This window comes from Methylobacterium sp. J-030 (assembly GCF_022829545.1).
GTDB lineage: Bacteria > Pseudomonadota > Alphaproteobacteria > Rhizobiales > Beijerinckiaceae > Methylobacterium.
This window is the reverse complement of the sequence record NZ_JAKSYM010000403.1, coordinates 98,978-115,916: the sequence shown is the minus strand read 5'-3', so window position 1 is coordinate 115,916 and position 16,939 is coordinate 98,978. Positions and strand designations below refer to the sequence as shown.

At 70.5% G+C, this 16,939-nt stretch carries 16 protein-coding genes and 1 pseudogene; 9 read left to right on the top strand and 8 right to left on the bottom strand.

Annotated features, from left to right (window positions below; translation table 11 throughout):
• Nucleotides 1-253 precede the first annotated feature (253 nt).
• The gene (locus tag MKK75_RS34490) at nucleotides 254-1,348 is read left to right on the top strand and encodes a calcium:proton antiporter (RefSeq protein ID WP_244046974.1); all 1,095 of its coding nucleotides are present in this window, start codon (nucleotides 254-256) and stop codon (nucleotides 1,346-1,348) included.
• Nucleotides 1,349-1,648: 300 nt separating this feature from the next.
• Here MKK75_RS34490 and MKK75_RS34485 read toward each other — a convergent pair whose 3' ends face one another.
• Together MKK75_RS34485 and MKK75_RS34480 are read right to left on the bottom strand one after the other, a co-directional pair.
• The gene (locus MKK75_RS34485; RefSeq protein ID WP_244046973.1) at nucleotides 1,649-2,386 is read right to left on the bottom strand and encodes an FAD-binding oxidoreductase; all 738 of its coding nucleotides are present in this window, start codon (nucleotides 2,384-2,386) and stop codon (nucleotides 1,649-1,651) included.
• Nucleotides 2,361-2,966 (bottom strand): annotated as a pseudogene (locus tag MKK75_RS34480) (sulfite oxidase-like oxidoreductase). Before MKK75_RS34480 ends, MKK75_RS34485 begins: the two are co-directional and overlap by 26 nt.
• 168 nt (nucleotides 2,967-3,134) lie before the next feature.
• Between MKK75_RS34480 and MKK75_RS34475 the strand changes: the two are divergent.
• Complete coding sequence (locus MKK75_RS34475) at nucleotides 3,135-3,437, top strand: hypothetical protein (RefSeq protein WP_244046972.1); 303 nt, start codon at nucleotides 3,135-3,137, stop codon at nucleotides 3,435-3,437.
• Here the strand turns inward: MKK75_RS34475 and MKK75_RS34470 are convergent.
• The 3 genes from MKK75_RS34470 to MKK75_RS34460 all read right to left on the bottom strand — a co-directional run bounded on the left by MKK75_RS34470 (nucleotide 3,407) and on the right by MKK75_RS34460 (nucleotide 6,001).
• The gene (locus MKK75_RS34470) at nucleotides 3,407-4,369 is read right to left on the bottom strand and encodes a DMT family transporter (protein ID WP_409567649.1); all 963 of its coding nucleotides are present in this window, start codon (nucleotides 4,367-4,369) and stop codon (nucleotides 3,407-3,409) included. The two genes, MKK75_RS34475 and MKK75_RS34470, sit on opposite strands and share 31 nt — an antisense overlap.
• A 2-nt stretch (nucleotides 4,370-4,371) precedes the next feature.
• A complete protein-coding gene (gene infA, locus MKK75_RS34465) occupies nucleotides 4,372-4,647 on the bottom strand; it encodes a translation initiation factor IF-1 (protein ID WP_091781030.1) in 276 nt (91 codons plus the stop codon).
• Nucleotides 4,648-4,858: 211 nt separating this feature from the next.
• A complete protein-coding gene (locus MKK75_RS34460; protein WP_244046970.1) occupies nucleotides 4,859-6,001 on the bottom strand; it encodes a branched-chain amino acid ABC transporter substrate-binding protein in 1,143 nt (380 codons plus the stop codon).
• A gap of 238 nt (nucleotides 6,002-6,239) precedes the next feature.
• Between MKK75_RS34460 and MKK75_RS34455 the strand changes: the two genes are divergently transcribed.
• Together MKK75_RS34455 and MKK75_RS34450 are read left to right on the top strand one after the other, a co-directional pair.
• Nucleotides 6,240-7,445, top strand: a complete 1,206-nt coding sequence (locus MKK75_RS34455) for an amino acid aminotransferase (RefSeq protein WP_244046969.1) — start codon at nucleotides 6,240-6,242, stop codon at nucleotides 7,443-7,445.
• Nucleotides 7,446-7,449: 4 nt separating this feature from the next.
• On the top strand, nucleotides 7,450-8,481 hold the full coding sequence (locus MKK75_RS34450; RefSeq protein WP_244046968.1) for a hydroxyacid dehydrogenase: 1,032 nt from the start codon (nucleotides 7,450-7,452) through the stop codon (nucleotides 8,479-8,481).
• An 87-nt stretch (nucleotides 8,482-8,568) separates the two neighbouring features.
• Here the strand turns inward: MKK75_RS34450 and MKK75_RS34445 are convergent, their stop codons facing one another.
• The 3 genes from MKK75_RS34445 to MKK75_RS34435 form a co-directional block, all read right to left on the bottom strand.
• Nucleotides 8,569-9,363, bottom strand: a complete 795-nt coding sequence (locus MKK75_RS34445) for a hydroxypyruvate isomerase family protein (RefSeq protein WP_244046967.1) — start codon at nucleotides 9,361-9,363, stop codon at nucleotides 8,569-8,571.
• Between the two features lie 3 nt (nucleotides 9,364-9,366).
• Nucleotides 9,367-10,038, bottom strand: coding sequence for an aspartate/glutamate racemase family protein (locus tag MKK75_RS34440; RefSeq protein WP_244046966.1), 672 nt, complete (start codon nucleotides 10,036-10,038; stop codon nucleotides 9,367-9,369).
• Nucleotides 10,039-10,112: 74 nt separating this feature from the next.
• Nucleotides 10,113-11,162 carry a LacI family DNA-binding transcriptional regulator gene (locus MKK75_RS34435; RefSeq protein WP_244046965.1) on the bottom strand — a complete coding sequence of 350 codons (1,050 nt, stop codon included), beginning with the start codon at nucleotides 11,160-11,162 and terminating at the stop codon, nucleotides 10,113-10,115.
• A 119-nt stretch (nucleotides 11,163-11,281) separates the two neighbouring features.
• Here MKK75_RS34435 and MKK75_RS34430 point away from each other — a divergent pair, with 119 nt between their 5' ends.
• The 5 genes from MKK75_RS34430 to MKK75_RS34410 all read left to right on the top strand — a co-directional run bounded on the left by MKK75_RS34430 (nucleotide 11,282) and on the right by MKK75_RS34410 (nucleotide 16,888).
• Nucleotides 11,282-12,589 (top strand): alpha-hydroxy acid oxidase, encoded by a 1,308-nt coding sequence (locus MKK75_RS34430; RefSeq protein ID WP_244046964.1) that lies wholly within the window; start codon nucleotides 11,282-11,284, stop codon nucleotides 12,587-12,589.
• A 13-nt stretch (nucleotides 12,590-12,602) separates the two neighbouring features.
• On the top strand, nucleotides 12,603-13,658 hold the full coding sequence (locus tag MKK75_RS34425) for a lactonase family protein (protein WP_244046963.1): 1,056 nt from the start codon (nucleotides 12,603-12,605) through the stop codon (nucleotides 13,656-13,658).
• Between the two features lie 251 nt (nucleotides 13,659-13,909).
• The gene (locus MKK75_RS34420; RefSeq protein ID WP_244046962.1) at nucleotides 13,910-15,205 is read left to right on the top strand and encodes an MFS transporter; all 1,296 of its coding nucleotides are present in this window, start codon (nucleotides 13,910-13,912) and stop codon (nucleotides 15,203-15,205) included.
• A gap of 16 nt (nucleotides 15,206-15,221) precedes the next feature.
• Entirely contained in the window at nucleotides 15,222-16,055 is an 834-nt protein-coding gene (locus MKK75_RS34415) for an NAD-dependent epimerase/dehydratase family protein (RefSeq protein ID WP_244046961.1), read from the top strand.
• 131 nt (nucleotides 16,056-16,186) lie between these two features.
• A complete protein-coding gene (locus tag MKK75_RS34410) occupies nucleotides 16,187-16,888 on the top strand; it encodes a molybdate ABC transporter substrate-binding protein (protein ID WP_244046960.1) in 702 nt (233 codons plus the stop codon).
• The last annotated feature ends 51 nt before the right edge of the window (nucleotides 16,889-16,939 follow it).

Here is a 16,939-nt window from a genome sequence, read left to right as displayed (position 1 = left end):
TCGGGAACTCTCAACGGCCGCGCCGCGCCCGGCAGCGCGCCATCGCGCGGCGGGGGAATCTGGCATCGGACTTTATTCGGTCGTCGCATGGTAGCGTCAAGCGGGCCGGCTGACCACTCCCGCGGCAGCATGGGGCGGTTGCACACACATCCCCAGGACGGCGGCCCTGGCATCCACGAACATCCGGCCTAAGAAACGGTCGAGTTCAGCACGGTGCGGTCTCGACGCGGCGCGACCGGAGAAGACCGCGACGATGATAGCATTCCTTCGGGTGGCGGTTGCCTGGGCGACGGTTCTGGCCTTCGCGTGGTTCGGCAAGGGCTGGCTCGCCGACCTGTCGCAGCCGCTCTTCGCCGGCGCGTTGTTCGCGTGGCTGCTGGCGGTGATCGTCTGGGCGGCCTTCGGGGTCGTGCACGAGGCGGAGGCGATCGCGCACCGGCTGGGCGAGCCGCTCGGGACCCTGGTGCTGACGCTGTCCATCGTGATCATCGAGGTGGCGCTGATCTCGGCCGTGATGCTCTCGGCCAAGGACGCCCCGACGCTCGGCCGCGACACGATGTTCGCCGTGCTGATGATCGTCCTGAACGGCGTCGTCGGCCTTGGGCTGCTGGTCGGCGGCCTGCGCCATCACCAGCAGCGCTACAACCTGCAGGGGGCCTCGGCCTTCCTGTCGGTGATCATCCCGCTGACCACCATCGCGCTGGTCATCCCGGATTTTACGAGTTCCACCAGCGACGGCACGCTGACGACGCTCCAGGCCGTGGCCTTCTCGGTGTTCACGCTCGCGCTCTACGGCGTCTTCCTGCTGATCCAGACCGGCCGGCACAGCGAGTTCTTCATCGACGCGGAGGCCCCGGAGGCGGAGCATCCGGCCGGCGCCGCCTCCGCTTCGGCTGGCGGCATCGCCAAGCATCTCGGCCTGCTGCTCGCCAACGTCGTGCCGATCGTGATCCTGGCCAAGAGCCTCGCGGTGATCCTTGATCACGGCATCGCGGCCCTCGGCGCCCCCTCGGCGCTCGGCGGCGTGCTGATCGCCGCCATCGTGTTCACCCCGGAAGGGATCTCGGCCCTGAAGGCGGTGGCGCGCAACGAATTGCAGCGGGCGATCAACCTGTGCCTGGGCGCGGCGACCTCGACGGTCGGCCTCACCGTGCCGGCGGTCCTGGCCATCGGGCTGCTGACCGGCCAGACCGTGGTGCTCGGCCTCAAGCCCACCGAGATGGCCCTGCTCGCCGTGACGCTGATCCTCAGCGCCCAGACGTTTTCCGGCACCCGCACCACGGTGCTGGAGGGGGCGGTGCATCTCGTGCTGTTCTTCGTCTACCTCGTGCTGATCTTCAGCCCGTGATCCGCGCCCAGCGTGGAGCCGACGACCCGAACGGCCCGTTCGCGGCGCGAAGGGCAGTTCAACCAGCGCTCTCAGGGTGTTTGGCTACGCGCACCCAATGGGATCGGCGCCCCAGGGCCTAACGCGCCCTTTCCCGGACAGGTGGAGCGACAGCGGAACCTGATCCGGGATCCGGCACGAGGAGCGCCGCGCCAGCGGCACAGGTTGTTTCAGCCGGACGCTTCGCGACGTCTTTGTGCTGGCTCCCGGGTCGCATTCCGCTGGCGCTGCATGCGCCCGGGAAAGGGTCGGGACCGTGGCTTAAGCCCCGAACCGCTCGGTGCGGATGACCCCCGGCGCCACGCCGGCCGCCACGATCAGGTCGGAGGCCGCCGCCACGAAGCGGTTCGAGCCGCAGAGAAACACCTTGCCGGGCGGCCCGGTCCGGCGCAGCGCCTCGGCGACGAGACCGGCATTGATGCGTGTGCCGCCCGGGTCCCGCGTCGTCGCAAGGTGGAGCGAGAAGCCCGAATCCTCGGCCGCCATCCGCTCCAGCTCGGGGAGCGCGATCGCCTCCAGCCGGGTGCGGACGGAGTAGATCAGGGCCGCGGGTATTGCCCGCCAGCCCAGTGCCCGCCGCCGCAGCATCGCCAGCAGCGGCACCACGCCGGAACCGCCGCCGCCGAGGAGCAGCGGTCCCCCATCCGGCCCGTCCCAGGAGAACGAGCCGCCGATCGGCCCGCGCAGGTCCACCTGATCGCCGACCTCCGCGACGCCGGTGAACCAGCCCGAGACCTCGCCGTCCGGTAGAGCCTCGATCATCAGTTCCAGGGTGCCGCTGCCGTCCTGGGCCGAGGCGACGGAGTAGCTGCGCTGGGCCTGATAGCCGTCCCCGGCTGTGAGCCGGACATCGACATGCTGTCCGGCCCGGTAGCGCTCCGCCAGCGGGCAGCGCAGCCGGACGCTCGTCACGTGGGCCGTGACGGGGGCGATGGCGACGATCTCGGCGTGATGCCAGCGGAAGACGATCGGCTCAGTCACCGGTGTAGCGCTGCTCACGCCAGGGATCCCCGTACATGTGATAGCCGCGCAGCTCCCAGAACCCGGCGGTGTCGGTCTTGGTGAAGCGCAGGCCCTTCACCCACTTGGCGCTCTTCCAGAAGTAGAGGTGCGGCACGAACAGCCGTGCTGGGCCGCCGTGGTCCGGGTGGATCGGCTGGCCAGCATAGCGCGTCGCCACCAGGGCGCGGCCGCCGACGAGATCGGCCACCGGCACGTTGGTGGTGTAGTCGTCGTAGGATTCCGCCAGCAGGAAAGGCGTCGGCGCCGCGATCCCGGCATCGGCCAGCAGGTCGTCGAAGCTGACGCCCTCCCAGGCGGTGTCGAACTTCGACCACTTGGTGACGCAGTGGATGTCCCCGTGCCACGTGGTCCGGGGCAGCGCCTCGAACTCCGCCCAGCTCCACGTCTTGATCGGGCGGGATCCCTCGCGGAGGGTGAACCGCCACGTGGCGCGATCGACCACCGGGTTCGGGCCGATCTACAGGATCGGAAAATCGTCGGTGAGATACTGGCCCGGCGGCAGACGCGCGCCGGTCTCGGGCGGCTGCCTGCGCCCGACGAAACCCCGTGTCACCATACCGGCCTCCGCACGCGCGCCCGAACGAGCGGGTTTGGTGCGGCGGAACACCCCACGTCAAGCCGCCGGCTCGTGTGATGTGCGGCCGAACAAACGCCCCAAAGCTGAGGTGTGGTACCGGGATTGTGCCGATGAGCGGCACGAATCGCCTGCATTCAGGGGGATGTCATGAAGTACCTACTCGCGACGAGCCTTGTCGTCGGGAGCCTCGCCACGCTGACGCCGGCCGCTCAGGCCCGCGACGGCATCGGGGCCGGCGGCGCGGCGGCGCTCGGCGTGCTCGGCGGCCTCGCGGTCGGCGGCGCCATCGCGTCGGCCAACAACGGCTATTACCCGGGTCGCCCGGTCTACCGCGCCCCGCCGCCGGTCTACGTCGAGGAGGATTACGGCCCGGTCTGCCACTTCGAGCGCCGCCGGACGGTCGATCCCTACGGCGACGTCTATATCCGTCGCGTCCGCGTCTGCGAATAAGCGGCCTCCGGCGCGGGCTCGACGGCCCGCACCGGCTTCAGCCGCTCGGCGCAGGCGATGCCGCCGAGCACCAGCGCCAGGGCGATGCCCTCCGTCGCCCCGAACGGCTCGCCGACCAGCAGGACGGCGAGGATCGCGCCGAAGATCGGCACGAGGTTGACGAACAGGCCGGCCCGGTTCGGGCCGATCAGCTCGACCCCGCGCATGAAGAAGAGCTGCGCCAGCAGCGACGGCCCGAGGCCGACGAAGGCCACCATGCCCCAGCCCTCCGGACCGGGCCAGACGGCGTGGCCGCTCGCCCATTCGACGGCCAGGGGCGGCAGCGAGGTCGCGAGCGCTGCGACCGCCATGGCGGCGAAGAAGGCCAGCCCCGAGACCCTCGGCCGGGTCGGCAGGAAGATCGTGTAGCCCGCGTAGAGCAGGCAGGCGCCGAACACCAGGACATCGCCGCGGTTGAAGGCGAGGTGGGTGAGCACCGCCAGGTCGCCGTGGGTCGCCGCGAGACCCGCGCCGATCAGCGTCAGCACCACGCCGATCATCTGTCCGGCCGTGACCGGGATCCGGTAGGCCAAGCGGTTCAGGACGATCACCAGCACCGGGATCGCCCCCTGGAACAGCGCGAGGTTGATCGCTCCGGTATAGGCGCCGGCGGCGTAGAACAGGCAGTTGAAGGCCGTGTAGCCCAGGCCGCCCATCAGCAGGATGCGCAGCCAGTGCGAACGCAGGAGCGGCCATTCCGCGGCGAGCCGACGCCCGGCGAAGGGCATGAGCACCGCGCAGGCCACCGCCCAGCGCAACGTCGTGATGACCTGGGGCGAGATGTGCCCCGGCGCCCAGCGGCTGGTGACCGCGTTGCCGGCCCAGAGCAGCGCGGTGAGTGTGAGCAGGCCGTAAGCGGGTGCGGCCGAGGCTGGGCTGACCGTCCGCTCCACCGTCAACGGCGGCGGAACTGGCCGCCGCGCACCTGCGGCCGCGGGCCGGAGGAGCGCTCGTCCTTGTGGCGGAACACGAGGCGGCCCTTCTCGAGGTCGTAGGGCGACATCTCCACCGTCACCCGGTCGCCCGCCAGGGTCTTGATGCGGTTCTTCTTCATCTTGCCGGCCGTGTAGGCCACGATCTCGTGGCCCTGGTCGAGCTGCACGCGGTAGCGCGCATCCGGCAGGATCTCGATCACGAGACCATCGAACTGCATCAATTCTTCTTTTGCCATGCACCTTCTCCAGTCGGACCGTCCGGCAGCAGGCGTTCCGGCAATACGTCTTGGGTTGTCAACGGGCTCGGGAAACGCCGCAAAGCGCGGATGCGATCCCGTGGACCGACCGCGCCAGCTCAGCAGCAGGCTTGCATTTAGTCGCCGCAGGAAGCGGCGGCAAGTCGCGGCGACGACTCAGAGTTCCGTCATCGACCCGATTGACCCGCTTTCACGGCTCGGCGGCGTCGTGCCCGGCATAATCGAGGCGGCCATCCGGCGTCCGGCGCCACACCCGCAGAACGATGGGCCCACCGGTGCGATCTCCCCTCGCATCGAAGCCGATTAGCCCAAGCACAGTACGGATCGGCGGCCCGCTCCGCAGCGCCTCGGCCACCTTGCGGCCATCGGCGATCCGGCCGGTTTTCGGGTCGGCCGCGCGGGCACGCTCGGCCGCTTGGTAGAGCAGTTCCACCGCCGCGTAGGCGCCCGCCGCCACGCTCTCCGCCTCGGGACTGCGCGCGACAGGCTTGCCGCCCCGGGGATCGGGCAGGCGCGGCGAATCGGGCGTGAGCGTCATGACGGTACCCTCCCCCGCCGGGCCGGCCGCCGTCGCGAAGCCCGGATCGAGGATCCCGTCGCCGGCCACCAGCGTGGCGCCGAGCCCGGCCTGCCGCATCGCGTGGAGCAGGGTAGCGGCCTCCGGGGCGAGACCGCCGAAATAGACCGCCTCGACCCGCGCCGCCTTCAGCCGGGCGACGAGATCCGAGAGGTCGCGCGTGCCGCGGGGGAAGCTGTCGAACAGCACCTCCGGCGCACCCGTCTCCTTGAGCTGCGCCGCCACCGCGTCGGCGAGGCCGCGGCCGAAGGTCGAGCGGTCGTTGAGGATGCCGACGCGGCGCCCGGCGAAGGTCTTGGCGAGATAGGCACCGGCCGCCCGGCCCTGCTGCGCGTCGCTGGGCACCAGCCGGAACAGGTTCCAGAGGCCGCGGCCGGTGAGCGGCGTGTAGGTCGCGCCCGGCGTCACCACCACGGCGCCGGCATCCTCGTAGACGGGCGACGCGGCCGCGACCGCGCCGGAATCGAGCGGTCCCACCATGAGACGCACCCCGTCCGCGGTCAGCTTCCGCGCGACCGCAACCGCCTGCTTGGCATCCCCGGCATCGTCGGCGGGCACCAGCGCCAGCCTCGGACGCCCCCCGGCCGCGCGGTTGAGATCGGCCACCGCCTGCTCGGCCCCTTGCCGGAGCCCCTGGCCGAAGGCGGCGTCCGGTCCGGTCAACGGGGCCGAAAGGCCGATCCGCACCGGCGCCTGCGCGGCAGCTTGCGTCGCGGCGAGAAGACCCGCGAGGATCAAGGCGAGGCGTCTGTTCATCAGAGCACTCTACGGCCCGTGGCTCGGCTTCCGAAAGAGCCGCGTCGGGGACCGGCCGGTCGTTTTCGATAGACCGTTCGTCATGCGCTGCGTGGGCGGGTTGGGATCGCGGTCGCGCGCGGAAGTGCTGGCGGGCGGGCGCGATGTGCGGAATAAGGGCGGCGGCCCGGCCCCTTGCCGGGCGTACCGGCATGCGCCCCGCGCCGCCGACCGAGACCCTCTGGGACGATTGACGATCATGACCTCGCTGTTCGCCGGCATCCAGGACGCGCCGCTCGACCCGATCATGCGCCTGTTCGAGGCCTTCAACGCAGATCCGAGCCCGAAGAAGCTCAACCTCGTTGTCGGCGTGTACACGGATGCGGACGGCAAGGTGCCGCGCCTGCGGGCCGTGCAGACCGCCGAGACGCGCTGGATCGCGAAGGGCCTGCCAAAAACCTATCGGCCGATCGAGGGCACCAAGCCGTTCCGCGACGCGGTGCAGGAACTGCTGTTCGGCAAGGGCGCGCCGATCTTGTCGCAGAACCGGGTCGCGACGCTCCAGAGCATCGGCGGCACCGGCGCCCTGAAGACCGGCGCGGACGTGCTGGCGAAGCTCTACCCGACCGCCAAGGTGGCGGTGAGTAACCCGAGCTGGGAGAACCACAAGGCCCTGTTCACCCAGGCCGGCTTCGCGGTGGTCGACTATCCCTACTTCTCGGCCGAGACCGGCGGCGCCGACTACCCGGCCATGAAGGCCAGTCTCCAGGATCTGCCGAAGGGCTCGATCGTGGTGCTGCACGCCTGCTGCCACAACCCGACCGGGGCCGATCTCAGCCTCGACGAGTGGCGCGACCTCGTGCCCCTGATGGCCGAGCGCGGCCTGATCCCGTTCCTCGACATCGCCTACCAGGGGTTCGGCAACGGCCTCGACGCCGATGCCGAGCCGGTGCGCCTGTTCGCCGAGTCGGGTCAGGAATTCCTGGTCGCGTCGTCGTTCTCGAAGTCGTTCTCGCTCTACGGGGAGCGCGTCGGCGCGCTCACCGTCGTGGCCGAGAATCCGGCCGCGAAAGCGAAGGTCGAAGCCTTCGCCAAGCGCCTCGTCCGGGCAAGCTACTCGAACCCGCACACCCACGGCGCCGCCATCGTCGAGATCGTGCTGACCGATCCGGAGCTGCGGGCCGACTGGGAGCGGGAACTCGCCGAGATGCGCGACCGAATCCGCGCCATGCGCGAGCGGATGGCCGACAGCCTGCAGCAGCGCCACCCCGAGCGCGGCTTCGATGCCATCAAGGCGCAGAAGGGCATGTTCTCCTACACGGGCCTCGGCCCCGCGGAGGCCACCCGCCTGCGCGAGGAGCACGAGGTCTACGCGTTGGAGACCGGCCGGATCTGCGTGGCGGCGGTCAACAGCCACAACATCGATCACGTCATCGACGCGATCGACGCGGTGGTGAAGGGCTGACCCGATGGCGGCCCTCAAGCGCGTCTGCCGGTTCAACGTCTGGATCAATCCGGTCTTCGACGAGCGCCTGAGGGCCGAGCCCGACATCGATCTGCAGGTCGGCGACTTGCAGGGTCCCGAACGTGCGCTCCAAGACCTGCTGCGGGAAGCGCACGTGTTCCACGTCTCGCCGTCGCGAGACGAGCTGCCGCGCCGCTGGCACGTCACCGACGCCCTGCTGGCGGACTGCCCGAACCTGCTGGTCGTCTCGTCGGCCGGGGCCGGCTTCGACACGGTCGACGCCGCCGCCTGCACCCGGGCCGGGGTCGCGGTGGTCAATCAGGTGGGCGGCAACGCGCAATCGGTCGCGGAGCTGGCGATCGGGCTGATGCTGGCCGTCTCGCGCAAGATCTGCGTGTCGGACCGGCTGCTGCGGACCCGGCGGGGCTTCTCGCGGGAATCGCTGATGGGCCACGAGATCGGCGGCTCGACCTTGGGGCTCGTCGGGATCGGGCATACGGGTCGCGCTGTGGCCAAGCTCGCCCGCGGCTTCGACATGCGGGTCCTGGCCTACGACCCGCTCCTCTCGGCCGAGGCGATCCGGGCCCGCGGCGCGGAGCCGGTGGATCGGGCACAGCTGCTCGCTGAATCCGACATCGTGTCCCTGCACTGCCCGCTGGACGACACCACCCGCGGCAGCTTCGACGCCGATGCCTTCGCGGCGATGAAGCCGGGGGCTTTGTTCATCACCACGGCCCGGGGTGGCATCCATGACGAGGCAGCGCTCGCCGCGGCGCTGGCCTCGGGACATCTCGCGGGGGCGGGTCTCGACGTCTGGGCGCCGGAGCCGCCGCCCCTGGAATCGAGCCTGCTCCAGCGCGACACCGTGGTGGCGACCTACCATACAGCCGGCGTCACCCACGAGGCCCGCCGCAACGTGGCCGCCTGGGGCGCCGCGCAGATCATCGGCCTGCTGAAGGGCCAGACCCCACCGCGACTGGTCAACCCGGAAGTCTGGCCGGCGGTGCTGGAGCGGCGGGCGCGGCTGCTGGGCTGAGCTTCAGACGGTGCCTGTCGTCCGGGGGTGATTTCACCCCCCCCCTCATCCTGGGTGGAGGGTTGGATGCCCGATCCCGACCGGCCGCTATGTCGCCGCTCGCATCCATCCAAGCCCCGCCTCGGTACCGGCCGCCGGGTGATACTCGCAGCCGACGAAGCCGGCATAACCGACGTCTTCCAGCGCCACGAAGATCGGATCGAACGCGATGGTGCCGGTCCCCGGCTCGTGCCGTCCGGGGTCGTCGGCGATCTGGACGTGGGCGATCAGCGGCGCGTGCTCACGGATCAGCGCCGCCGGATCGTGGCCCAGGCAGACGCAGTGATAGGCGTCGAACAACAGCTTGACGTTGTCGCGACCGATCGCCCGGATCGCATCCACCGCCACCAGCGGATCGTCGATCACGTAGTCGGCGATCGAGCCCGGGCCGATCGGCTCGACGATCACCGTCATGCCCCGCGCCTTCGCGGCATCGGCCGCGAAGGCGAGGTTGTCGAGATAGGTGTCCCAGAGGCGCGCCGGCTCGATCCCGGCCGGCCGGACGCCCGCCATCGGGTGGACCATGCGGCAGCCGAGCTGCGCGACGTAATCCAAAGTCGGCTCGATGGTGGATCGGTAATACGCCACCTTGTCGGGCAGAGCCGCAAAGCCCTTCTCGCCCCTGGAGGCGTCGCCCGCCGGGAAGCCGGTCTGCACCAGCGGTACGCCCGCCCGTTCAAGCCAGCCGGCTACATCCCGGGCCGGGTTTGCGAATAGGTTCGGATGTTCGACCGCTCGGAATCCGGCCTTGGCGGCGGCCGCGAAGCGCTCGGAGAGCGGCAATTCCGTAAACAGGAAGCCGCAATGGCCGCTGAGGCGGTCTTGGAAGGCACCGAGCTTCATGGGTCAGGCGCTCCGGCCGGTCTCGATCATCGTGCGCATCCGGTCGACCGCCGCGTGGGGGGCGGTCAGGACCGGGACGGACACCGCCTTCCGCACCGCGTCGGCGGCCCGGGAGGTAGAGAAATGCGCCAGCATGATCGCGTCGCAATCCGCGAGGTCCGGCGCCCGCTCGGCGATCAGCCGGTTGTGGGTCTCGGCATCGCCCGCCCGCAGGCGCGCCATCGCGTCGTCCACCAGGATCGTCCGCAGAGTCGCAGGTCGCCCGGCCTGACCGACGAACTCCTCGAACTCGTCGGTCATCGTGCCCACGGACGGGCCGAAGGTCGCCAGCATGCCGATGCGCTGCCCTTGCGCGATCGCGGCGCGGAACATCGCCTCGTTGGGCTTGAGCACCGGGACCGGCACCGTCTCGATCAGCCGGTCGATGGCCGGCCCGAAGGCCGAGCAGGTGATCAGGATGCCGTCCGCGCCCATGTCGTGGCCGTAGCGGCCGAACCGCACGAAGCGCTCGATCATGCTCTCCGAGATCGCGCCGGGCTCCTTCGCACGGTCGAGGGAGAGGCCGTCGTCGAGAAGGTTCACCGTCTCGGCCTCGGGCCAGCGCTCGGCGAAGGCTGCCTGGATCGGCGCCATGGCGACCGGCGTCGCGTGCAGGAGGACGATGCGGGGGGCCATGCTGGTGTCCGGATCGGGTTCGGAGGGGAGATCGCTTTGTAAGCGATTTCAGAATGGTGGCACAATAGCGCAGGTCATCCGGCATCACGTCGCGGTGGCGCCGTGCTGGCGCGCAGGATCAGCTCGGCGTCGATCTCGGTCAGGCGCACCGCCGGGCGCCCCTGGATCCGGGCGATCAGATGGTCCCCGGCGGCGTGGCCGATCTCGGCCGAGTGGATGCGGATCGTCGTCAGCGGCGGATCGAGGAACGGCGAAAAATCGGAATCGTTGTGGCCGATCACCGACAAATCGCCCGGCACCGACAGCCCACGGGCGCGCGCCTCGATCATCGCCCCGAAGGCGATCTGGTCGGTGCCGCAGATGACGGCGGTGGGCGGCACGCCCCCGGCCAGCATCTGGCGGAACCCGTCCCGCCCGCCGCCGATCCCATAGGAGATCTCGATGTCATGCTCGGGGGCGAGCCGCAGCCCGCGGGCGGCGAGCGCCTGGGCGATGCCGGTCACCCGGGCGCCGCCGCGGTCGTTGTCCTTGCGCAGCCCGGAGATCACGCCGATCCGGCGATGGCCGAGATCCATCAGGTAGTTGGCGGCCCGGGCCGCCGAGGCGGCGTTGTCGAACCCGACGCAGGGATGCTCCTGCGACAGGCTGAAGGTCTGCACCATCGGGATACCGGATCGGGCGATCCGGGCATGGAGATCCGGGTGATGGATGTCGCCGACCAGCATCAGCCCGTCGACGCCCCGCTCCAGCAAAAACGTCGCCTCGCGCAGTTCGTCCTCCAGGTCGTAGCCGGCATTGGCGGCGATCAGCGTGTAGCCCGCCTGCCGCAGCCGGTCCTGGACGCTCGACAGGACGCGCACGAAGGCCTCGTTCTCGATGTTGGGGACGACCGCGCCCACCGCCATGAACCGGCGCGTCGAGAGCGCCCGGGCGGCGCCGTTGGCGACGAAGCCGAGATCCTGCGCGGCGCGCATCACCGCATCGCGCTTGTCGGCCCGGACCCCGGCGGAGCCGTTCAGCACCCGGGAGACCGTCGCGGTGGAGACGCCGGCGCGGCGGGCCACGTCCCGTGCCACCGGGCTGCGCCCCGGCAATTCGAGGATGTCGTCCGGCAGGTCCAGCACCGTTTCCCTATCCCGCTACCCGAGTTCGCCCGGCAGTATATTGACACTCCTCCGGCCGGCTGGCTATCTGAAAGCGCTTTCAAAAACCGTCCCGCGTGACGGATCGCAGGGAGGAACCGATGGCGACGCTCGACCACCCGGCCTCCGGATCGGCAGCGCCCGAGCGTGAGGCGCCGACGGTCGGCGGGGCCGACGCCACGGCGGCAGGCATCGCCGCGCCGCAGGCGCTCGTCACCAGTCTCAAGCGCAGCGATGCGGTCACGCCCTACCGGTTCCGCGACCTGCTGGCGCTCGACGATTTCGAGCGGCACGCCCGGAAACTTCTACCGCCGATGATCTTCCAGTACGTCTCCGGCGGCGTCGAGACCGGGTCCGCCCTGGCGCAGAGCCGCGGCGCCTACGCCGACTACGCCCTCGTGCCGCGGCTGATGCGGGACACCTCGGCGCGGGACACCGCCACCACGCTGTTCGGCCACACCTACGCGGCCCCCTTCGGGATCGGCCCGCTCGGCGGCGCCGCCTTCATTGCCTACCGGGGCGACCTCGTGCTGGCCGAGGCGGCGCGGCGCATGAACCTGCCGATGTGTCTGAGCGCGTCTTCCCTGATCAAGCTGGAGGACGTCTTCGCCCAGAACCCGCAGGCGTGGTTCCAGGGCTACCTGCCGGGTGACCAGAACCGGATCGACCGCCTGCTCGATCGCGTCGCCGCCACCGGCTACCGGACCTTCGTGGTCACCGCCGACACGCCGACGCTGGGCAACCGGGAGCACAACATCCGCAGCGGCTTCTCCATGCCGATCAAGGTCACGCCCAAGGTCGCGTGGCAGAGCGCGACGCACCCGCGCTGGCTCATCGGCACCGTCGCCCGCACCTTCCTCAAGCACGGCGCGCCGCATTTCGAGAACACCGAGGCCGAGCGCGGCCCGCCGATGATGTCCCAGGGGGCGGTGCGCAACACCATCGCCCGCGACCAGCTCTCGTGGAAGAATCTGGAGGCGATCCGCAAGCGCTGGACCGGCAACCTCCTCGTGAAGGGGCTGCTCGCCCCCGAGGATGTCGAGATCGCCCGGGAATGCGGCGCCGATGGCGTGATCCTCTCCACCCATGGCGGGCGCCAGCTCGATTACGCCGTCGCGCCCCTCGACGTGCTGCCGGAGATCGCCGCGCGGAAGGGCGGGCTGAAGATCATCGTCGACAGCGGGATCCGCCGGGGCACCGACGTGATGAAGGCCCTGGCGCTCGGCGCCGACTTCGTCCTGCTCGGCCGGCCGTTCATGTTCGGCGCGGCGCTCGGCGGGGCGGCGGGCGTCGAGCACGCCATGCGGATCCTCAAGGAGGAGCTCAACCGCGACATGGCCTTGGCCGGGATCAACCGCCTGTCCGAGCTGAACCCCGATTTCCTGCGCCGCGTGCCTCGGCGGACCTGAGCCGGAGCGCCGCATGCCTGACCCCGCCCCCGTCGGCCTCGTCTTCGTCGGCTGCTTCACCACCGAGCGGCGCCGGGCGCGCGGCCGGGGCATCGACGTGTACCGGACCGGAGGCGGCCTGGAGGGCTGGACGCATCTCGGCCGGGCCGAGGGCCTCACCAACCCGTCCTTCCTGGTGGCGGATCCGGGACGCGCGGCGCTCTACACGGTGCAGGGCGATGGCGAGGAGGCGAGCGCCTACGCGGCAGCCCCCGACGGCACCCTGCGGCCCCTCGGCAGCGCCACCACGGGCGGCACCAACAGCGTGCATCAGGCCCTTGACCCGACCGGGCGCTTCCTGATCGTGGCCAATTATGCCAGCGGCTCGGTCGCGCTGCTGCCGGTCCGCCCCGACGGGGGCCTCGAGCCGGCAAGCCACGTCCTGCCGCTGCCGGGCAATCCGGGTCCGCACCGGACCGAGCAGGCCTGCGCACACCCGCATCACGTCGTCCTGTCGCCGGATGGGCGGCACGTCCTCGTGCCCGACAAGGGTCTCGATCGCGTCTTCGTCTTGGCGGTCGATGGCGAACGCCTGGAGATCGTTTCGGAGACCGCGATGCGGCCTGGCGCCGGGCCGCGCCACATCGCGTTCCACCCGCGGGCGCCCCTCGCCTTCCTGGTCAACGAGCTGGACTCGAGCGTCGCGACCTGCCGCTGGGACGCGCAGGCCGGGACGCTGACGCCGCTCCACCTCGCCCCGACCCTGCCGCCGGACTTCTTCGGCGCCAGCACGGCCGCGGCCATCGTGGTCACGCCGGACGGACGGTTCGTCTACGCGTCGAACCGGGGCCAAGATGGGATCGCGCGCTTCCGCGTGGACGAGGCCGGACGGCTCGATCCCGCCGGCTGGATGCCCGCGGGCGGGCGCGACCCGCGCTTCATGGTGCTGGCGCCGGATGGGCGGCACCTCCTCGTCGCCAACGAGCAGGGCGACAGCCTCGTGGAATTCGCCATCGATCCCGACAGCGGAGACCTGACCAAGACGGGCAGCCGCCCGAGCCTCAGCCCCTGCACGATCGCGTTTCTGTAAGAGGTTGAAGTCCCTTTCGCGGTCACGGGTTTCGACGGATCGAGACCAGCGACCCACGCCGAACCCACCCTCACCTCATCCTGAGGTGCCGGAGCGCAGCGGAGGCCCCGAAGGAGCCCTCCAGCCAGCCACGCGGATCCCCGGAGCCCTCCTTCGAGGCCGCTCCGCGGCACCTCAGGATGAGGGAGAGGATGGGAATGATGCAGATCAACAAACGACAATAAAAAGATGAAATCCCCGGAGGAAACCCCATGTTCGCCAAGCGCTACAGGTTCCTGATCGCGTTCCTGCTGTTCGTAGCCGGAATCATCAACTACATGGACCGCGCCGCGCTCGGCGTGGCGGCGCCCTTCGTCAAGCAGGATCTCAACCTGTCGCCCGCCGAACTCGGGGTGATCTTCTCGACGTTCTTCTTCGGCTACGCCCTGTTCGCCTTCGTGGGCGGCCAGCTCGCCGACCGCTACGGTCCACGCAGCGTCTACAGCTGGGCCGCCGCCGCGTGGTCGGTCCTGTGCATGCTCACCGGCGCGGTCACCGGCTTCGCCCAGATGTTTGTGGTCCGCGCCCTGTTCGGCTTCGCCGAGGGGCCGATGAACTCGACCACGAACCGCACCCTCACCACGTGGTTCCCCCGCGAGGAGACCGCCCGGACCATCGGCTTCACCTTCTCGGGCCAGACGGTGGGCAGCGCCGTCGCGGCCCCCGTGGTCGGCCTGCTGGCGATCCAGTACGGCTGGCGGGTGGCGTTCGTGGCGATCGGCGCAGTCGGCCTGCTCTGGGTGGTGGTGTGGCGCCTCCTGATGACCGACCGGCCCCAGGACAATCCCCGGGTCGGCCCGGACGAGATCGCCCTGATCCAGCGCAGCCGGGCCGTCACGCACCTCGCGCCGTCCGATCACGCCCGCTCGCTCAAGGAATACCTGTTCCTGCCCAGCACCCTGTCGCTGGGACTCGGCATGTTCGCTGTGAACTACACGCTGTACATCTTCCTCTCGTGGCTCCCGAGCTACCTCACCGACGCCCTGCACATGCCGGTGCAGCAGATGGCGCTCGTGGCCTCGATCCCCTGGGCCTGCGGCTTCGTCGGCTATGTCGGCGGCGGCATCGTCGCCGACCACCTCTACAAGCGCATGGGCGACAAGCTCGCCGCCCGGAAGCTCACCACGATCGTGCCGCTCGCCATCGCGGGCGTCGCGCTGATCGCCGTCAACGCCGCGCCGAACGCCACCGTTGCGGTCTCGCTGATCGCGCTGGCCGTGCTGATGCTGACGAGTTCCGTGCAGTCGTGCTGGGCGACGATCCACGAGCTGGTGCCCGAGGCGCGCGTCGGCGGGGTGAGCGGCTTCATCCACCTCCTGAGCAACATCTCGGGGATCATCGGGCCGACCGCCACCGGCCTCGCCGTGCAGTATCTCGGCGGCTACGCGAGCGCCTTCGTGATCGCCGCCCTGATCGCTGCGGCCGGCGTCGTCGCCATGGCGATCTTCGTGCGGCGGCCCCGCCTGCCCGAATCGGCCGCCCCCCTCGATGCGGCCAAGGCCGCCTGATCCCGGAGCAGCATCCATGAGCGCCGAGACCGTCCCGCAACGACCCGTCCTGCTGACCGGCGCCTCGGGCGCCCTTGGACGCGTGCTGACCCGCGCGCTCGCTGAGGCCGGCTGGACGCTCCGGCTCACCGACCGCGTTCCCTTCCCCGATCCCCTGCCGGACAACGCGCGCTTCCAACCCGCCGACCTCGAGGACGGTCCCGCGATCCTGCGTCTGGCGGAGGGCTGCGGCACGATCCTGCACTTCGGCGGGATCTCGGTGGAGCACCCGTTCGAGACAGTGATCGGCCCCAATATCCGCGGCCTCTACCATGCCTACGAGGCGGCCCGCCGGGAAGGCGCTCGGATGGTGTTCGCGTCCTCGAACCACACCATCGGCTTCCACGAGCGCAGTGAGGTGCTGGACGATTCCTGCGCCCTGAAGCCCGATGGCTATTACGGCTTGTCCAAGGCCTATGGAGAGCTGATGGGCGGCCTGTACCGCGACAAGCACGGCGTCGAGAGCGCCTTCCTGCGGATCGGCTCGTGCTTCCCGGAGCCCACCGACGCGCGGATGCTGGCCACGTGGTTGTCCTACGGCGATCTCACCCGCCTCGTGATGCGGGCGACCCTGGCGCCGACCCTCGGCCCCGACGGGACGGTCGTGATCTGGGGCGCCTCCAAGAACAGCCGCATGACGTGGTGGGGCCGTGACGGGCGCGCGACGATCGGCTGGGTGCCTCACGACAGCGCCGATCCCTACGCCGCGGCGCTGGAGGGCAAGACCAGCGGCAACCCGGTGGTGGAGCGCTACCAGGGCGGCGGGTTCACGGGGCTCGATTACTCGCGTGCGGCCTCGGGCAAAGACTGATCCGAAGCCGACGCGCCCTCCCTCCCCCCTCTGCGGGGGCGGGAAAACCGCGGGGGGACTTCGACGCTTCCAAATCCGACTTGGCGGATCGTCGAGTCGGCCAGTTCATGGATTGAGTGGTGGAACACGACATGACCGACGTCCAAGCCGCGACCCAACTGAAATGCGCCCTCGTGGTGCGCGGCGCCTTCGATGCGCATGTCATCCCGGCCTTCGAGGCGGCGGGCGGCCGGGCGGCGATCCACTGGGCGCCCACCACCGTCATCATGAAGGCGCTCGAAGCCGGCGAGACCGGGGATGCGGTGCTGGTCCTGTCGGACGCGATGGAGCGCCTGATCGCGGAGGGCCGGGTCGAGCCGGAGACCCGGGTCGATGCGGTGCGCTCGCGCTACGGCCTCGCCGTAAAGGCCGGCACGCCCCATCCGGACATCAGCACCGTCGAGGCGCTGAAGCGCACGCTCACGGCGGCCCGCTCGGTGGCCTATTCGCGCACCGGCGCCAGCGGGATCTACTTCGCAGGCCTGCTGCCGCGGCTGGGCCTCGCCGAGGCGGTGAACGCCAAGGCCACCATCATCCCGCAGGGCTTCACGGCGGAAAAGCTCGTCTCCGGCGAGGCCGACCTCGCGGTCCAGCAGATCAGCGAGCTGATGGTCGTGCCGGGGATCGAGGTGGTCGGCCCCTTCCCCGAGCCGGTCCAGGAGGTCACGACCTTCGCGGCCGCGATCCTGCGGGGCGCGACCGACCGGGTGGGTGCAGCGCGCTTCCTCGCCGGGCTGACGACGCCGGAGGCCGCCGCGGCCTACCGGGCGAGCGGGCTGGAACCGGCCTTCTGACCGGAACGGGCAAGTCCCGGACACCAAGCCGCGATATCCAAAAAAATCCGG

What these genes read in the sequence shown, in the direction of transcription:
- MKK75_RS34490 (WP_244046974.1), top strand. Translation starts at nt 254, where the DNA reads ATGATAGCATTCCTTCGGGTGGCGGTTGCCTGGGCGACGGTTCTGGCC.
- MKK75_RS34475 (WP_244046972.1), top strand. Translation starts at nt 3,135, where the DNA reads ATGAAGTACCTACTCGCGACGAGCCTTGTCGTCGGGAGCCTCGCCACG.
- infA (WP_091781030.1), bottom strand. Translation starts at nt 4,647, where the DNA reads ATGGCAAAAGAAGAATTGATGCAGTTCGATGGTCTCGTGATCGAGATC.
- MKK75_RS34460 (WP_244046970.1), bottom strand. Translation starts at nt 6,001, where the DNA reads ATGAACAGACGCCTCGCCTTGATCCTCGCGGGTCTTCTCGCCGCGACG.
- MKK75_RS34455 (WP_244046969.1), top strand. Translation starts at nt 6,240, where the DNA reads ATGACCTCGCTGTTCGCCGGCATCCAGGACGCGCCGCTCGACCCGATC.
- MKK75_RS34450 (WP_244046968.1), top strand. Translation starts at nt 7,450, where the DNA reads ATGGCGGCCCTCAAGCGCGTCTGCCGGTTCAACGTCTGGATCAATCCG.
- MKK75_RS34445 (WP_244046967.1), bottom strand. Translation starts at nt 9,363, where the DNA reads ATGAAGCTCGGTGCCTTCCAAGACCGCCTCAGCGGCCATTGCGGCTTC.
- MKK75_RS34440 (WP_244046966.1), bottom strand. Translation starts at nt 10,038, where the DNA reads ATGGCCCCCCGCATCGTCCTCCTGCACGCGACGCCGGTCGCCATGGCG.
- MKK75_RS34430 (WP_244046964.1), top strand. Translation starts at nt 11,282, where the DNA reads ATGGCGACGCTCGACCACCCGGCCTCCGGATCGGCAGCGCCCGAGCGT.
- MKK75_RS34425 (WP_244046963.1), top strand. Translation starts at nt 12,603, where the DNA reads ATGCCTGACCCCGCCCCCGTCGGCCTCGTCTTCGTCGGCTGCTTCACC.
- MKK75_RS34420 (WP_244046962.1), top strand. Translation starts at nt 13,910, where the DNA reads ATGTTCGCCAAGCGCTACAGGTTCCTGATCGCGTTCCTGCTGTTCGTA.
- MKK75_RS34415 (WP_244046961.1), top strand. Translation starts at nt 15,222, where the DNA reads ATGAGCGCCGAGACCGTCCCGCAACGACCCGTCCTGCTGACCGGCGCC.
- MKK75_RS34410 (WP_244046960.1), top strand. Translation starts at nt 16,187, where the DNA reads ATGACCGACGTCCAAGCCGCGACCCAACTGAAATGCGCCCTCGTGGTG.